Here is a 16,361-nt window from a genome sequence, read left to right on the forward strand (position 1 = left end):
CATTGAAATGGTCAATAATACAATTACAAAAATTTAGAGACAAGGGACTTTCCATTGACGAAACGATTAATTTGGATGAATTGAAAGAAATCGATCCCCAAATTATAGAAGTCTCACCTATTCGAGTGTCCGGAAAGGCAGATATCGGTTCAAACCGCGTCACTTTCCATCTCCATATAGAAGGGAAGTTAGTATTACCTTGCTCAAGAACCCTTGTGGATGTTGATTTACCAGTTGACATTCAAACGATTGAAACGTATCTTCTAAATGAAGCTGATTATGATCAGTATGAGGAAGAGGAAGTACATCGTATTCAAGGTGATGTTATTGATTTAAAACCTGCTATTAGAGAATTACTATTACTTGAGATTCCGATGCAAGTAATCAGTGATGAAGCGAGAGAACAAGATGAGATGCCTTCCGGTAAGAACTGGGAAGTACTAACGGAAGAACAAGCTTATCAAGTCGAGCAAGAGGAAGAGAAGAAAGTTGATCCCCGTCTCGCTGACTTAGCAAAACTTCTTGATCAAAACAAGAAATCTTAAAAGCGAAGTACCAGTTCGACTGGCTTCATAATGAGTATTAATCTCTTTTAAGGAGGTGGGAAGAATGGCAGTACCTTTTAGAAGAACATCTAAAACAGCAAAAAGACAACGTCGTACACACTTCAAACTACGTGTACCTGGTATGGTAGCATGCCCAAACTGTGGTGAAATGAAACTAGCACACCGTGTTTGTAAAGAGTGCGGAACGTATAAAGGTAAAGAAGTTGTAAACAAATAATATTGTTTACACCCGAAAAAAGCGTGAAAGAGGCCATGGCTCTTCACGCTTTTTTTATTGTCATTATTAAAGAAATATCTGTTCATCCCATACAGAAAACCATACACTATAAGTAAGACAGGAGGGGTCTGAAAGTGGGAGAATACATAATACATATGAACAAAGAGGGAATACTCCAGTTTATCATCAACCGCCCGGAGAAACGGAATGCAGTCAGTTATGAAATTATGGATGGGCTTGAAAAAGCTTTGAACGAGTGTATTAATAATAATCACGTGAAAGCGCTCCTAATAACGGGAAGCGGTGATCGTGCTTTTTGTTCCGGCGGGGATTTAACTCAATTTCATAACCTTAAGTCAGAGAGTGAAAGTTATGAAATGCTCAGTAAAATGGGGGGACTCATTACGAGGCTTGCCTTTCTGCCAAAGCCCACGATCGCCTTTATAAATGGAACGGCAATTGGCGGCGGATGTGAAATCGCAACGGCATGTGACTTTAGAATTGCTAAAAGAACTGCGAAAATGGGGTTCGTCCAAGGGAATCTTGCTATTACCACTGGTTGGGGAGGGGGAACCTTACTTCTTGAGAGGATTTCAGTGTCAAATGCGCTTTCACTCCTGATGACTGCGAGGGTAGGAGAAGCAGAATTCCTTCATGATATAGGGTTCGTAGATGAGTTAGTTGATGACATTGTGCCAATCCATGAAATTCCCCTCATTAAAATGATCTCATTGAAATCAGAGGGGGTATTGAAGGCATATAAGAAGCAACTCCTTGAGAGATGGGATAAAAAAAGAGTAGAAGAGAATATCACGAAGGAAATAAGGCAATGTGCTAAGCTCTGGGCAAGTGATGAGCACCACGAAGCAGTGGACAAATTTTTCGAAAAATAGGCGAAACATAACAAAAAGGAACAGGTGATAACTTCCTGTTTCTTTTTGTGTGTTTAAAAAAATAGTGGTGCAGATTCTATCTTCTCTAGTAAGAGCATATGTATGGATAAACTGGATCTTACAGGGGGGATGGAAATGTCTTCGAATAGACAGGATGCATGGAGTCAAGATGAAGATGTGTTGTTAGCTGAAGTGGTATTACGTCATATACGAGAGGGCGGTACCCAGCTTCAAGCATTTGAAGAGGTAGGAAGAAAACTATCAAGAACATCAGCAGCTTGTGGCTTTCGCTGGAACTCATTTGTTCGCAAACAATATAAATCTGGAATCGAACTGGCTAAAAAACAGAGAAAGCAGTCTAAGAAATATTCTCCAATTGTTAAGGTAAACGAGGAAAAGAAGGAAGTGCCGAAACAACAAGTTGAGAGTTCCCCGGAGCTTGAAGCTCCGGAAGTGTTTTCAATGGGAAGCATGATAAATTATCTTCAAAAAGCAGAGGAAGCCGTTCGAAATGGGGAAAAAGTAAAGAATGAAAATACTCAGCTGCATGGACAAATCTCTCTATTGAAAGAGAAGCTTCAAGATGTTGAAGAGGAGTTGAAAGAATACGAAGCAAAATTTAATCTCCTCGAAGAAGATCATAAGTCATTATTAGCTATTTTTGAAAAAGCAAGGAAAATGGCTCTATTGCAAGGAAATGAAGACAAAGTGAAGTTTCAAATGGATAAAAACGGAAACCTTCAGCGGTTGAATAAATGAAGAGGAAAAAGGCTGACTAAAGAATATCTTTAGCCAGCCTATTTTAGTTACTTGTGATTAGGGTGTAGTATGCTTGTCGCCTCTGGTCGAGCCGCCTCCGCTTTTGGTTTCATCCAGCTGTGGCGGCTAGAGGCTCGAGGTCATAAGTCAAACCTGCCAAAAAGGCAAAGGACGCCTTTCCAGCAGGTTCGTCTTATGCTTGTCGCCTCTGGTCGAGCCGCCTCCGCTTTTGGTTTCATCCAGCTACGGCGGCTAGAGGCTCGAGGTCATAAGTCAAACCTGCCAAAAAGGCAAAGGGCGCCTTTCCAGCAGGTTCGTCTTATGCTTGTCGCCTCTGGTCGAGCCGCCTCCGCTTTTGGTATTAACTTATTTTTTGTTCTTTAACTCCTTCAGGGAACCATACGTATGGATTTTCGCCTAAATCTCTTTCCACTTCATATGTCACGGCTGCGAAGCCCATTTTCTCCCAGAATCCCTGTGATTTAATACGGGAATTTGTTTTAATGGGTAAGCCAAGGCTTTTTGCGAATTCTACCAGCATTTTTCCATAGCTTTTGTTTTGATATTTTGGTAATACTTCAAGCTTCCATAGCTCCAAGTAATTTTGAGGAGGATCGAAATACTGATCAAATCGGGCATTGCGCTGGTACAAACTCATTCTTGCAACCAGTGTATCGCCAAAATAAATTCCATAAAATGGTGATTCGCTATCGTTTTCAATAATGTTTGCTTGTAAGTCTTCTAACATGGATAATTCCTGTACACCATATTCTTTAAATTTCTTAAACTCTTCGAGAGTTTTATAGTTTACTTTTAATTTCTCCACTTTCACTGCCATTGTATGACCTCCTAAAATGCTGAAAAATATATCTGGAAAACATGATGAATCATGTATCCGTTTACAGCTGATCGTATGATCAAGCAAGTATTTATTATTATTATATAACAAATAAACAAAAAATTCTGCACTTAATTAAGAAAACGTTTACAATAAAGAAGAAGGAATTCGACGATTTTTGTAGAATTCGTAATATGAACAGATGTGTTCTATAAAGAAAGGGGAGAGATTGTGCAGAAGATTCTAATTGCAAATAGGGGAGAAATTGCTTCAAGAATTATTAAAACCTGTAAACAATTAAACATTCAAACAGTCGCGGTTTATTCCGATGCAGATCAGGATATGCCCTTTGTTAAAGAAGCGGATATTGCTCACCGCATAGGTGAATCACAAGTGAACCGCTCATACTTGGTAGTGGACAATATACTCGAAGTTGCGAAAAAGGAAAAAGTGGATGGGATCCATCCTGGATATGGTCTCCTATCAGAAAATGCGGACTTTGCTAGAAGAGTTGCAGAAGAAGGCATCTCCTTTATTGGACCTGCTCATGATATCATCGAAAAGATGGGCGACAAGGTAGAGGCTAGAAGAGTGATGCAGGATGCGTCCGTACCAGTCGTGCCTGGAAGTGATGGAGGAGTGGAATCCCTTGATGCTGCCAAGAGTGTAGCATATGAAATTGGTTATCCTGTTATGTTGAAAGCCAGTGGTGGAGGCGGGGGAATCGGTATGATTCGCTGTGAAAATGAGCAAGCGCTCGTTCAAAGCTTCGATTCTACTAAAAACCGGGCTAAAGCCTATTTCGGGAAAGAGGAAGTCTTTCTTGAGAAATGTATTGAAAATGCGAGACACGTTGAAGTGCAAATCTTTGGAGATCATCATGGGAATTTGGTGCATCTATTTGAGCGTAATTGCTCTGTGCAAAGACGAAACCAAAAAGTGATAGAAGAATCACCTTCTCCAGGCCTTTCTCGAGAAACGAAGGAGAAAATGTTCGCATCTGCTATCCAAGCTGGTAAAGCAGTCGACTATACGAATGCTGGAACAGTTGAGTTCATCGTTGATGATGAGGAAAATTTTTATTTTTTGGAAATGAATACACGACTTCAAGTGGAACATCCGGTCACTGAAACCATCACGGGATTAGATTTAGTGAAGTGGCAGCTTTTGGTAGCTTCTGGAGAGCCTCTTCCTCTTTGCAAACAGGAGGAAATCCATATAAACGGTCATGCCATTGAGTTCAGGGTATATGCTGAGGACCCAAAGACTTTTTACCCGTCTCCAGGTCAGCTAACGACCTTACGATGGGGTATTGGGGATGATGTTCGAATAGATAGCGGTTATGAAGAAGGGAATAAAGTCACTCCTTTCTATGATCCGATGATTTCTAAATGCATCATCAAGGGAGATGATCGTGAAGACGCGTTACATAAAGCCAAGGTCTTCTTTAAAGGGGTAACCATTGAAGGAGTTAAAACAAATGTCACTCTCTTCAAGGATATCATTGAAGATAGAGGCTTTATTGAAGGAACTTATACAACGAAATGGCTTCAGGACTTTTTAAAGGCAAACCAGACGTAAAAACAATAAATACAGGACAATATGCTAGTGTCTGTAAAGAAATCAACTAAAAGAGAACAAACTGGAGGAATCAATCATGAAGGAAATTACATCATCAATGGCAGGAACGGTTTTAAATGTACTGGTAGAACAAGGTGGAGAAGTGTCTGTTGGAGATACTGTCTTAATGCTTGAATCAATGAAAATGGAAATCCCTGTTGAAGCTGAAACGGGAGGGAAGGTTTCTGAAATTAAAGTGAGTGTAGGGGATTTTGTCAATGAAGGGGATGTATTACTCGTTATTGAAGGTTAACTCGAGTATGCAGACATTAAGTCAGAGATGATGTGTTCATCTCTGACTTGTTTACGCTTTTACATAAAACGACGGAGGGGATATTATGTCGACATCTAAAACGATCATCAACACTCTCGAACAAACGAGAGAAAGGATTACTTCGGGTGGTCAGCCGAAATATCATGAGAAATTGAAAGAACAGAAAAAGATGTTTGTTCGTGATCGACTTCAACAATTATTTGATAATGGGGATTATCAAGAAGATGGTATGTTTGCAAACAATAAGGCCGACGATCTGCCTGCGGATGGAGTCGTAACGGCAATTGGAAAGGTTGGAGGACAAACTGTTTGTGTAATGGCCAATGATTCCACAGTTAAAGCAGGATCATGGGGAGCAAGAACCGTTGAGAAAATCATTCGAATTCAAGAGACCGCTCTGAATTTAAAAGTGCCTATATTTTATTTAGTAGATTCAGCCGGAGCTCGTATTACCGATCAGTTGGATATGTTCCCTAATCGACGTGGGGCAGGAAAGATTTTTCACAATCAAGTGAAAATGTCAGGAATGGTTCCGCAAATTTGTGTTCTTTTTGGTCCTTCAGCAGCTGGTGGAGCGTATATCCCTGCTTTTTGTGACATAGTGATCATGGTTGATGGGAATGCGTCTATGTATCTTGGTTCTCCTCGAATGGCAGAGAAAGTGATCGGTGAGAAAGTAACGCTTGAAGAAATGGGTGGTGCAAGAATGCACTGCACTGTCAGTGGATGTGGAGATCTTCTTGCAGCATCTGAAGAGGAAGCGATTGAAGAAGCGAAGAGATATATAAGTTATTTCCCAGCGAATTATCAGCACAAGCCTGACGTTAAGGAAGGCCTCGCTCCTAAGCATGAGAAGCTGTTAGAAGACATTATCCCGGAACACCAAAATGCACCTTTTAATATGTACGATTGCATCGATACATTAATTGATGAAGGAAGTTTCTTTGAAATGAAAAAACTTTTCGCTCCTGAATTAATCACGGGCTTTGGGCGCATGGATGGTAAAGTGGTCGGGATCATTGCCAACCAGCCAAAGGTAAAGGGAGGAGTCCTTTTCCATGATTCTGCGGACAAGGGGGCAAAATTCATCCAGCTATGTGATGCCTTCCATATTCCGTTGTTATTCCTGGCTGATGTGCCCGGGTTTATGATAGGAACAAAAGTGGAGAGAGCCGGGATCATTCGCCATGGAGCAAAGTTGATAGCTGCCATGAGTTCTGCAACGGTTACGAAGATATCTGTCATTGTAAGAAAAGCATACGGCGCCGGTCTATATGCAATGGCTGGTCCAGCTTTTGATCCGGATGTTTGTATTGCCCTCCCTACAGCCCAAATTGCTGTAATGGGACCGGAAGCAGCCGTAAATGCGGTTTATTCAAATAAGATACAAGCTATCGAAGATCCAAAAGAGAGAATTCAATATGTCCAAGAAAAGCAGAAGGAATATAAAGAGCATATAGATATTTATAAATTGGCATCGGAATTAATTGTAGATGAAATTACAGCACCGAATGAGTTGCGTTCTGTATTAATTCAACGTTATAAACTTTATGAAACCAAAGATGTTCAATTTAGTGAAAGAAAACATCCCGTATATCCTGTTTAAACAATGTTAGGTATGGCTCGTTCCTTTGGGACGAGTCTTTTCTTTCGAGTAAAGGGTGATTCTTTTAGCCTATGGTTTTCTAGTTGCCGAAAATTTGGTAAACTATTCTTAAAAACATGTACGAGTAAGGAGTCATTATGAAAATAGGGATCGTTGGAGGAGGAGCAGTTGGGCTTTTATTTGCAGGGTATTTGAGCCAAAAGTTTAATGTCACACTTATAGTAAGGAGAGAGGCGCAGGTTCAGAGCCTGTTAATGAACGGTATAACTGTACATAAAGGAGGCTCTTCATTCACAACACGAGTCCACTCGGATCTTATTACAGAAGTTCCCTTGAAGTTTGACTTCGTCATTGTGGCAGTGAAGGAATATGATTTGAAACCCCTGGAACATGTGTTGGAACTTATGGATAAGGATCAGCCACTATTATTTCTTCAGAATGGAATTGGGCATTTGGAATGGGTGAAATCTTTGCCCCACCACAATTTACTAGCGGGTTCCGTAGAGCATGGTGCTCTGAAAGAAAACGACCACGCGCTCCATCATTTAGGAGAAGGAAAGACAAATCTTGCTTTAATTAAAGGAGAATGGGGAGTTGTAGAAGAATTAGTATCACAGAGTATTCCTTCATTTCCATTCATATTAAAACAAGACTTTGAGGAAATGCTCCTAACTAAGTTATTCGTCAATGTACTAATTAACCCTCTCACGGCTTTGACCCGGGTAAAGAACGGGAAGCTGGTTGAAAACCCACATCTTCATCAATTACAAAGGGACTTATTCCAAGAAATGCTTCTCCTATTTCCTCATATGGAAAGAATTGTTTCTTTTGAAGGGGTGGAGGATATTTGCAAAAATACATACCAAAACAGGTCTTCCATGCTAAAAGACATTGAATCACAAAGGAAAACAGAAATAGAGTCTATCATAGGCTTTCTTCTGGAAAAAGCACAAAAAGAACACCATTTTGTACCCATCATGAATGTAATATACAGATTAGTTAAAGGAATTGAAAGAGAAGGTCTGGGGGGATAAAATGGCTTCGATTTTTTCAACCATCATTGCCATATTTGTGTTAATCCCGTTTTTGGGATATTTCATCAGTTTCATTCTAGCGAAAGAGATCATGAAGAACCATCGGAAAGCCGTTCATCTGGCCATCGATGTAACAACCTTTCTATTAATCGTCTCGGTTCACTTCATTGTCATCGCCATTTGGCAAACCTCTTATCTTTGGCTGATCTTCCTTATCATTTGCTCCATTGGAGTTCTATTTGCCATCATGTATTGGAAAGCAAAGGGGGAGATTCACTACCCTAAGGTGCTGAGAGGTTTCTGGCGACTGAACTTTCTGTTATTCTTTACTGCTTACATAACACTGATGATCACAGGATTGATCCTTCGTATTCTTGATTTATATTAGAAATTCAACAGGCAAGTTTTTTCCTTTTCTTAATGTAGAATGATATACTCATCGTTAGGATATAAAGAGCTAGAAAAGGAGTCATTCAAATGGAAGTGGAAAGCTTAAACATTCCAGCAATAAATAAGTTCGCCTCTCAATATTTAAAAAAAGAAGAGCCAGTCACTTCTTTTTTTCACTATAACGTAAACAGTTCTTCCGTCTTTTCTGATCGGATGAAAGATTTAGCTTCTCGTCAGTTTCAGAGAGAGGATCTTGCAGAATGTATATCTTCTTATATGAAGTCATTGCCGTCATCTGAAAAGGTAGAAGAATCATTGGGGAAATTGAGAAACGATGCCGTAACCGTCATCGCTGGGCAACAGGCCGGTCTAATGACTGGTCCACTCTACACAATACATAAAATCATTTCGGTCATTCAACTAGCCAGGCAACAGGAAGCCAAGTTAAAGCATCCTGTTGTACCTGTTTTTTGGATTGCGGGTGAAGATCATGATTATCAAGAAGTGAATCATATATACGTTGAAAAAGGATCAAAGCTTGAAAAGGTCGGATATCCGGAGAGAGTAGTAGAAAAGAAAATGACCTCTCATATTACGTATAATAAAACTGTAATGAAGAAATGGCTTGATGACATATTAGTGATGCTGGGAGAAACAGAACATACAAATCAGCTGTCATCTGACCTTACTAAGATGATTGAAGACGAAGAAGATATTGTTCGATTCTTTGCCCATTTTGTGATGAGCTTATTCAAAGATTTCGGATTATTGGTCATCGATTCTGCTTATCCACTATTAAGGAAGCTTGAATCAAGACATTTTCACCATTTGATTGAAAACAGTCAATCCATCACAGATAAGGTGCTTGAGCAACAAGAAGAAATCCGGAAGAATGGGTATGGAACTCAATTGGACATTTCCCCTATAGCCGCCAATCTCTTTATCCAACTTCAGGATGAACGTGCTTTGTTAGAGAGAGAAGGGAACAAGTTCTTTGAGAAGAATAGTGGTAAAGCATATTCCGGTCTTGAATTGCTATCCATTCTGGATGAAAGTCCAGAATCATTCAGCAATAATGTTGTCACTAGACCCATGATGCAAGAATGGTTATTTCCAACACTCGCATTTGTGGCCGGCCCTGGCGAAATTGCCTATTGGGGTGAATTGAAAAAAGCCTTTGAATATGTGGGCTTGAAAATGCCTCCGGTTGTCCCGAGGTTAAATATAACAATAGTGGAACGAGAAATAGATAAGAGAATCCAAGATCTTCAATTGACTCTGCATGGAGTGATTACAGAAGGGGTTTCTACAGCTCGTAATGCATTTTGGAAATCCCTCGAGCGCCCGGATTTAGAGTTTGAAATGATGGAAATCCAGGAAGAACTGCAGCGTAAATATGAAAAGATTCGCGAACAGGCAGTTAGTATTGATCAAGGGTTACATCCGATCATTGATAAGAATCTTGAATTCCACTTGAGTCAATTCGAATATCTGCGCAACAAAGTGGACAAAGCCTTGAAGGATAAGAATTCTTTAACCTTCAATCAATTCATGAAGGTGGAAAACAGCATCAGACCAAATGAAGGCCCACAGGAAAGAACGTGGAATGTCCTTTATTTCTTAAACAAATACGGACTTGATTTTGTAAAAGACCTGACACTTCTTGAATTTACATTTGATGGGACTCACAAAGTGGTATATATCTAATTGAAGGCATGTTCGGTATTAAAAGTCTCGACAAGTAAAAAAATAAAAGGACCTAATTCGTTTTATATTGCGAATTAGGTCCTTTTTACGTTGTATAAAGACAAATTTCACTTGTGAAAAATTGTCTGGAAAAGAGAGAAAAACACTAATGAAAAATAGAGGGAATATTTTGCAAGTAAAGAATTTAGAAAAGAGTGGAGAAAAGTGGGGGGATGTGGTACATTTGTGTTAGAAAGTGGGGGCAGTGCATATGTTCATGGGCGAATATCAACATAACATTGATAATAAAGGCCGTTTAATCGTACCTGCCAAGTTCCGTGATCACCTCGGAGATTCATTTGTCATTACCCGAGGATTGGATCAATGTTTATTTGGTTATCCCATGGATGAGTGGCGAGCTCTTGAAGACAAGCTCAAAGCCCTACCACTGACTAAAAAAGATGCCCGTGCCTTCACTCGATTCTTCTTCTCGGGAGCAACTGAGAGCGAATTAGATAAGACGGGTAGGGTGAATATTCCTGCTACACTTGTGAATTATGCACAATTAGATAAAGAATGCATTATTTTAGGAGTTTCCAATCGAATTGAGATTTGGAGTAAATCATTATGGGAAGACTATTTCACACAGTCTGAAGATTCATTTGCTGAGCTTGCAGAGAATATGGTAGGGTTTGATATTTAACCCCCACAAAACGTTCGATTGGAAAGGTGAATTCAACATGTTTAAACATACAACTGTATTATTAAAAGAAACGGTGGATGGCCTGAATATTAAAGAAGATGGAGTTTATGTAGATTGTACTCTGGGTGGAGCAGGGCATAGCGAGTATCTTGTGAACCAGTTATCACCGGGGGGGCATCTGTATTGCTTCGACCAGGATGAAACAGCCATCAACCACGCAAAAGAAAAGCTTTCATCCTACCAGGATAGAGTTACATTCGTTCAATCTAATTTCCGTAATCTAAAGGAAGAACTTGAACAACTTGGAGTACATAGTGTGGATGGGATTTTATACGACCTTGGTGTGTCATCGCCCCAATTGGATACTCCGGAAAGAGGGTTCAGTTATCACCATGATGCTCCACTCGACATGAGAATGGACTTGCAAGGTGAAGTAACCGCTTATGATGTGGTTAATCATTGGTCGTTTGAAGATTTGGTTCGGATTTTTTATCGATATGGAGAAGAAAAGTTCTCTAAGCAAATCGCGAGAAAAATTGAAGCGGCCCGTGATTTGAAGGCCATTGAAACAACGAGTGAACTTGTCGATCTCATTAAGGATGGTATCCCTGCACCTGCAAGACGAAAAGGCGGTCATCCGGCTAAGAGAGTCTTCCAAGCCATACGAATTGCAGTGAATGATGAATTGGGAGCATTTGAAGATTCACTTGAACAAGCCATAGAGCTTCTTCATAAGGGAGGAAGGGTGAGCGTGATTACATTCCATTCCCTAGAAGACCGTATTTGCAAAACGATGTTCAAAGAGAAGGCATCAGGACCTGACCTGCCTCCGGGATTACCGATTATTCCTGAAGGTTATGAAGCAGAACTGAAGCTTATAACGAGAAAACCGATCCTGCCTAGTGATGACGAATTGGAAGAAAATAATCGCGCTAGGTCAGCTAAATTAAGAATCGCAGAAAAAAATATATAAATAGAAGGAAACAGGAGGGAGATTTTTGAGTAACTTAGCCAGAAAGTACGAGCAGCAAAAAGTTGAGAAAACCCATCAATCCGTTCAAGCCAAGCCCAAGCGCCTTAGTGATGAGAGAAGATCCGTCATCACACCTGGGGAAAAAATCCTTGTTGCCATTTTTGCAGCAGTATTTTGCTTCTTAGCAGTTCAGATTGTGACAACACAAGCTGCCATCTATGATGTGAATAAAGAAGTCCAGCACGTTGAATCAACCATCGAAAAACAGGAAAAGGCAAATAATGATCTTAAACTTCAAGTTAGTGAGCTTAGTACTTATGAGCGTATTCTTGAAAAAGCAAAAGAGCTTGGACTTAACTTGAAAGAAAAGAACGTTAAGGTTGTTGAACAATAATGAAAAAAAGACCAAGCATGAACATAGGGGCAGCCATCCTTTTCGGGATTTTCGGCTTGCTCTTTTTTGTATTAATGGTTCGCTTTGTCACGATTCAGGTCACCGGGGAAGCTGAAGGTAAGGTCCTGGCATCACAAGCGGCAAAAAAATATATAAAAAGCCACATTTTAGAAGCTCACAGGGGGACAATTTTTGACGGGAAAGGTGAAGTTATTGCAGAGGATACTTCAGCCTATACACTCGTGGCCATTTTAGATCCGAGCATCACGAGTGATCCGAAAAAGCCCAAACATGTGACAGATCCGGAGAAAACAGCAAAGGCTCTGGCTCCATATCTTGATTTGAAAGAAAGCGAAATATATGACCGTCTCAATCAGGATGGTCCGTATCAGGTGGAATTTGGATCTGCTGGTAGAGATCTGTCTCATCAAATGATGCTCGAGATTAAAGAAGAAAACATACCTGGAATCTCATTCAGGAAGGAAGCAAAGCGATTTTATCCTAATGGTTCTTTCGCATCCCATCTAATCGGATTTGCCCAAAAATCCACTTCTGATAATGATGAATCCGATACTGTCGGGAAAATGGGTGTTGAAGCAAGCTTCAATGACGTGTTAAGCGGCAAGGATGGTTCGGTTGAATATAAGAGTGATGTTTGGGGATATTTACTTCCTAATGCAGATGAGCATGTTACCGCTCCCCAGGATGGAGATGACATCTATTTAACGATTGATAAAAAAATTCAAACGTTTCTAGAAGAAGCAATGAATGAAGTCCAGAAAAAGTATAAACCTAAGAAAATGTTTGCCATCGTATCTGACCCAAAAACCGGGAAAATTCTAGCAATGTCACAGAGGCCAACATTTCATCCGGATTCGAGAGACGGTTTATTGGACAACTGGACTAATATCATCGTAGAGGATACATACGAACCTGGCTCGACGATGAAATCCTTTTCGCTTGCAGCGGCTGTGAATGAAGGAAAGTTCAATCCAAATGAATTGTATGAATCAGGTAAATTTTATGTTGAAAATGTCCCTAATCCTATCCGGGATCATAATGGTGGGGAAGGTTGGGGGACGATTTCCTATTTAGAAGGGGTTCAAAGATCTTCCAATGTAGCATTTGCGAACCTTTTAGATAAAATCGGTTATAAGAAGTACGAAGATTACTTACATGAGTTTGGGTTCGGAAAAGCAACCGATGTCGGATTACCGAATGAGGCGTCTGGATCTATTCTTTATCATTATCCAATTGAAAAGTACACGACCATTTTTGGACAGGGCACGACTGTTACACCTCTTCAAATGATTCAGGCAGAATCTGCGATTGCGAATAACGGTGAAATGATGAAACCTTATGTGATCTCTAAAATAGTCGATCCGAATTCAAAGAAAGTAATCAAAGAGACAAAACCCGAAGTTGCTGGGAAACCCATTTCTAAAGAAACAGCTGAAAAGACAAGGGAATATCTTGAAACAACAGTCTCTTCTGAAAATGGTACAGGCACGAGATTTGCCATCGAAGGTTATCGAGTTGGAGGGAAATCGGGCTCTGGCCAGATTCCTGATCCAGAAACGGGTCAGTACATGAGAGGAAAAGAAAACTATCTTTTTTCATTCATGGGCATGGCTCCAATCGAAGATCCTGAGTTAATTGTTTATGTTGGTGTTCAACAGCCTGAGTTAGAGCCGAGTGAAATAGGGTCTGACCCCGTTTCGGCTATTTTTAGGCCGGTTATGCAGAATAGCCTAAAGTACTTAAACATTAAGCCGCAGGAAAAAGTGAGCTTGAAGAAGTTGACGCTTCCCGATACGAAAGAAATGAGTATAGATGAAGCAAAAAAAGCTCTGAAGGCATCAGGTGCTTTACCTGTAGTGGTTGGTAATGGCTCTGAAGTAGTAAAGCAATTGCCTCAAGCAGGCAGCGATATTCTGCAAGGGGAAAGAGTTGTAATCAAAACCGATGGAGACACTACGCTTCCGAATATGGAGGGGTGGTCTGTAAGGGATGTCTTTAAAGTGGCAAATCTTGCAGGTCTGAAGATCAATATGGTTGGAAATGGCTATGCCGTCAGTCAAAATATTCAACCGGGGGTTCCTGTGGAAAAAGAAGAGCCTCTAGTGGTTAATTTTAGTACTCCGGAAGAACAAGTACAGCAAGATGAAGATGAGAATACGGGAGAACCACCACTGAACTAAATAAACAGGGCTGACTTATGTATGTGACTCACTCGAGAGCACCTGGATCGATTTCTTTTGAACCGATTTAGGTATGAGTGCCATTCACTTCGAAGTCGCCCTTTTCTTATGGAACCAATCGATTAAATTGCCGTGAATGATAAGCCTTCCTCATCCTTTAAAGGATTTCGAACATACCCAAATAAGTCCAAGCATATAATGGAACGAGCCATAGAAGGGGAGGTTCCATTAGTGAAAAGAGTATCCAATGTAACGGTAAGGAAAAGGTTAGCAGTAGCACTTATAGTAGGAGTCCTGATTTTCTCCATTATTGATATAAGGCTGGGGTATGTTCAGTTCTTTAAAGGGGACTGGCTTACTGGTTTAGCAAAGGACTCCTGGAGTCGAAATATCCCATTTCAACCGGAGAGAGGGAAGATTGTGGACCGGAATGGGGTGGAACTAGCTGGAAACCAAAGTGCCCCGACGATATTTGTCGTCCCGAGACAAATCACTGATCCTCAGGGAACAGCGGATAAACTGGCAGCTGTTCTTAATATTTCAGTAGAATCTGCATATAAATATGTTACACAGAGAGACAGTATGGTGTTGATTAAAGAAGCGAGAAAGATTTCCTATGAAAAAGCGAAAGAGGTCAGGGACCTAAATTTAAAAGGGGTTTACTTAGGCGAAGATTCTAAACGTTATTATCCATACGGCAGTTATTTATCCCATGTGCTTGGCTTCGCGGGAATTGATAATCAGGGGCTGATGGGACTTGAATTGTCATATGATGAGGAGCTTAGTGGAGATAAAGGGTATGTCAAATTTTTTTCTGACGCTAAAGGGAAACGAATGCCTGATATGGCAGATGACTTTGAAAAACCGGAAAACGGACTTGATTTAAAGCTTACGATAGATACGAAAGTCCAAACTATCGTGGAACGTGAATTGGATATTGCTCAAGCAACTTACAATCCTGATGGAATGATTGCTATTGCCATGAACCCTAAGAGTGGTGAGATATTGGCGATGTCAAGCAGGCCGACTTTTGACCCGGCGAATTTTCAGAATGTCCCACAGGAGATATATAACCGGAATTTACCGATTTGGAGCACCTATGAACCCGGTTCTACGTTTAAAATCATTACTCTTGCCGCAGCGCTGGAGGAAAATAAGGTGGACCTTTATAAAGATAAATTCCATGATCCCGGTCATGTGGAAGTTGCCGGATCCACCCTTCATTGTTGGAAGCGGGGAGGACATGGAACCCAAACATTTTTGGAAGTGGTCCAAAATTCATGTAACCCGGGATTTGTAGAGTTAGGTGAGAGGTTAGGGAAAGAAAAACTTTTCAGCTATATTCATGATTTTGGATTTGGACAAAAGACCGGCATTGATCTTCAAGGAGAGGGGAAAGGGATTCTCTTTAATCTTGATCGAGTCGGTCCAGTAGAACAAGCTACGACTGCCTTCGGTCAGGGGGTGGCCGTTACGCCGATTCAACAGGTAGCAGCTGTATCAGCAGCCGTCAATGGAGGAATCCTGTATCAACCGTATATAGCTAAGGAGTTGATTGACCCTTCAACTGGAGAAGTGGTGATGAGAAAAACACCTCAAATGAAGAAGAGGGTCATTTCAGAAGAAACATCCAAACAGATTCGTGAAGCATTGGAAAGTGTTGTAGCGAAAGGGAGCGGTAAGAAAGCTTTTGTAGATGGTTATCGGGTAGGAGGGAAAACTGGAACCGCTCAAAAAGCAAAGGATGGTAAATACTTAGAAAACAATCACATCGTTTCCTTTATGGGAATTGCGCCTGCAGATGACCCTGAAATTGTTGTGTACGTAGCTGTCGATAATCCGAAAGGTACCATTCAATTCGGTGGAGTCGTAGCAGCTCCTATTGGAGGTAGTATCATAGGCGATAGTTTAGAAGCAATGGGAGTACCGAAACGTAAAGGTCAAATTGAGAAAGAGATGACGTGGACCGATATTCCATTGATTGAAACCCCTGACTTAGTTGGATTAACGAAAAAAGAGCTACAGCAGCAGTTAGTAAACCTTGAACTGGATGTAAGTGGAAGTGGAGATAAAGTGGTTAGTCAATCTCCTGATCCGGGAGTGAAGATCAAGCAAGGCTCAAAAGTGAGGGTGTATCTTTCGGAATGATTTAAGGGAAGAAAGTCAACATGATTGTGTATTTGTGATATACTTTTTATTTATGCCGG

At 40.6% G+C, this 16,361-nt stretch carries 16 protein-coding genes; 15 read left to right on the forward strand and 1 reads right to left on the reverse strand.

The window, feature by feature from the left end:
• Positions 1-2 precede the first annotated feature (2 nt).
• The 4 genes from F0342_RS07750 (at position 3) to F0342_RS07765 (ending at position 2,435) form a co-directional block, all read left to right on the forward strand.
• Positions 3-545, forward strand: coding sequence for a YceD family protein (locus F0342_RS07750; RefSeq protein ID WP_148968646.1), 543 nt, complete (start codon positions 3-5; stop codon positions 543-545).
• Positions 546-609: 64 nt separating this feature from the next.
• Entirely contained in the window at positions 610-783 is a 174-nt protein-coding gene (rpmF, locus tag F0342_RS07755; protein WP_044337494.1) for a 50S ribosomal protein L32, read from the forward strand.
• A gap of 134 nt (positions 784-917) precedes the next feature.
• Positions 918-1,676 carry an enoyl-CoA hydratase/isomerase family protein gene (locus F0342_RS07760; protein ID WP_149155422.1) on the forward strand — a complete coding sequence of 253 codons (759 nt, stop codon included), beginning with the start codon at positions 918-920 and terminating at the stop codon, positions 1,674-1,676.
• Positions 1,677-1,811: 135 nt separating this feature from the next.
• Positions 1,812-2,435 (forward strand): RsfA family transcriptional regulator, encoded by a 624-nt coding sequence (locus F0342_RS07765; protein WP_149155423.1) that lies wholly within the window; start codon positions 1,812-1,814, stop codon positions 2,433-2,435.
• A gap of 361 nt (positions 2,436-2,796) precedes the next feature.
• Here F0342_RS07765 and F0342_RS07770 read toward each other — a convergent pair whose 3' ends face one another.
• Positions 2,797-3,273 (reverse strand): N-acetyltransferase, encoded by a 477-nt coding sequence (locus F0342_RS07770; protein ID WP_149155424.1) that lies wholly within the window; start codon positions 3,271-3,273, stop codon positions 2,797-2,799.
• 231 nt (positions 3,274-3,504) lie between these two features.
• On the opposite strand from F0342_RS07770, the gene F0342_RS07775 reads away from it, so the two are divergent.
• The 11 genes from F0342_RS07775 (at position 3,505) to F0342_RS07825 (ending at position 16,302) form a co-directional block, all read left to right on the forward strand.
• Positions 3,505-4,854 (forward strand): acetyl-CoA carboxylase biotin carboxylase subunit, encoded by a 1,350-nt coding sequence (locus tag F0342_RS07775; protein WP_149155425.1) that lies wholly within the window; start codon positions 3,505-3,507, stop codon positions 4,852-4,854.
• A 76-nt stretch (positions 4,855-4,930) separates the two neighbouring features.
• Positions 4,931-5,146: a biotin/lipoyl-binding carrier protein gene (locus F0342_RS07780; RefSeq protein WP_113968315.1), complete on the forward strand. Its 216-nt coding sequence runs from the start codon at positions 4,931-4,933 to the stop codon at positions 5,144-5,146.
• Between the two features lie 85 nt (positions 5,147-5,231).
• The gene (locus F0342_RS07785) at positions 5,232-6,773 is read left to right on the forward strand and encodes an acyl-CoA carboxylase subunit beta (protein WP_149155426.1); all 1,542 of its coding nucleotides are present in this window, start codon (positions 5,232-5,234) and stop codon (positions 6,771-6,773) included.
• 137 nt (positions 6,774-6,910) lie between these two features.
• Positions 6,911-7,807: a ketopantoate reductase family protein gene (locus F0342_RS07790; RefSeq protein WP_149155427.1), complete on the forward strand. Its 897-nt coding sequence runs from the start codon at positions 6,911-6,913 to the stop codon at positions 7,805-7,807.
• Position 7,808: 1 nt separating this feature from the next.
• The gene (locus tag F0342_RS07795) at positions 7,809-8,195 is read left to right on the forward strand and encodes a DUF3397 domain-containing protein (protein ID WP_148968654.1); all 387 of its coding nucleotides are present in this window, start codon (positions 7,809-7,811) and stop codon (positions 8,193-8,195) included.
• An 89-nt stretch (positions 8,196-8,284) separates the two neighbouring features.
• Entirely contained in the window at positions 8,285-9,904 is a 1,620-nt protein-coding gene (gene bshC / locus F0342_RS07800; protein ID WP_149155428.1) for a bacillithiol biosynthesis cysteine-adding enzyme BshC, read from the forward strand.
• Positions 9,905-10,154: 250 nt separating this feature from the next.
• Positions 10,155-10,586 (forward strand): division/cell wall cluster transcriptional repressor MraZ, encoded by a 432-nt coding sequence (gene mraZ / locus F0342_RS07805; protein ID WP_148968656.1) that lies wholly within the window; start codon positions 10,155-10,157, stop codon positions 10,584-10,586.
• 37 nt (positions 10,587-10,623) lie between these two features.
• Entirely contained in the window at positions 10,624-11,559 is a 936-nt protein-coding gene (rsmH, locus tag F0342_RS07810) for a 16S rRNA (cytosine(1402)-N(4))-methyltransferase RsmH (RefSeq protein ID WP_149155429.1), read from the forward strand.
• Positions 11,560-11,584: 25 nt separating this feature from the next.
• Entirely contained in the window at positions 11,585-11,953 is a 369-nt protein-coding gene (gene ftsL / locus F0342_RS07815; protein WP_149155430.1) for a cell division protein FtsL, read from the forward strand.
• Positions 11,953-14,154 carry a penicillin-binding protein gene (locus tag F0342_RS07820; RefSeq protein WP_149155431.1) on the forward strand — a complete coding sequence of 734 codons (2,202 nt, stop codon included), beginning with the start codon at positions 11,953-11,955 and terminating at the stop codon, positions 14,152-14,154. The genes ftsL and F0342_RS07820 overlap by 1 nt, the downstream gene beginning before the upstream one ends.
• A gap of 231 nt (positions 14,155-14,385) precedes the next feature.
• Positions 14,386-16,302, forward strand: a complete 1,917-nt coding sequence (locus F0342_RS07825) for a stage V sporulation protein D (RefSeq protein WP_262481676.1) — start codon at positions 14,386-14,388, stop codon at positions 16,300-16,302.
• Positions 16,303-16,361: the final 59 nt, after the last annotated feature.

The organism is Bacillus sp. CH30_1T (assembly GCF_008364765.1).
Classification (GTDB): domain Bacteria; phylum Bacillota; class Bacilli; order Bacillales; family Bacillaceae_B; genus Rossellomorea.

What these genes read in the sequence shown, in the direction of transcription:
- F0342_RS07790 (WP_149155427.1), top strand. Translation starts at nt 6,911, where the DNA reads ATGAAAATAGGGATCGTTGGAGGAGGAGCAGTTGGGCTTTTATTTGCA.
- F0342_RS07785 (WP_149155426.1), top strand. Translation starts at nt 5,232, where the DNA reads ATGTCGACATCTAAAACGATCATCAACACTCTCGAACAAACGAGAGAA.
- F0342_RS07765 (WP_149155423.1), top strand. Translation starts at nt 1,812, where the DNA reads ATGTCTTCGAATAGACAGGATGCATGGAGTCAAGATGAAGATGTGTTG.
- mraZ (WP_148968656.1), top strand. Translation starts at nt 10,155, where the DNA reads ATGTTCATGGGCGAATATCAACATAACATTGATAATAAAGGCCGTTTA.
- rsmH (WP_149155429.1), top strand. Translation starts at nt 10,624, where the DNA reads ATGTTTAAACATACAACTGTATTATTAAAAGAAACGGTGGATGGCCTG.
- bshC (WP_149155428.1), top strand. Translation starts at nt 8,285, where the DNA reads ATGGAAGTGGAAAGCTTAAACATTCCAGCAATAAATAAGTTCGCCTCT.
- F0342_RS07820 (WP_149155431.1), top strand. Translation starts at nt 11,953, where the DNA reads ATGAAAAAAAGACCAAGCATGAACATAGGGGCAGCCATCCTTTTCGGG.
- F0342_RS07770 (WP_149155424.1), bottom strand. Translation starts at nt 3,273, where the DNA reads ATGGCAGTGAAAGTGGAGAAATTAAAAGTAAACTATAAAACTCTCGAA.
- F0342_RS07795 (WP_148968654.1), top strand. Translation starts at nt 7,809, where the DNA reads ATGGCTTCGATTTTTTCAACCATCATTGCCATATTTGTGTTAATCCCG.
- rpmF (WP_044337494.1), top strand. Translation starts at nt 610, where the DNA reads ATGGCAGTACCTTTTAGAAGAACATCTAAAACAGCAAAAAGACAACGT.
- F0342_RS07780 (WP_113968315.1), top strand. Translation starts at nt 4,931, where the DNA reads ATGAAGGAAATTACATCATCAATGGCAGGAACGGTTTTAAATGTACTG.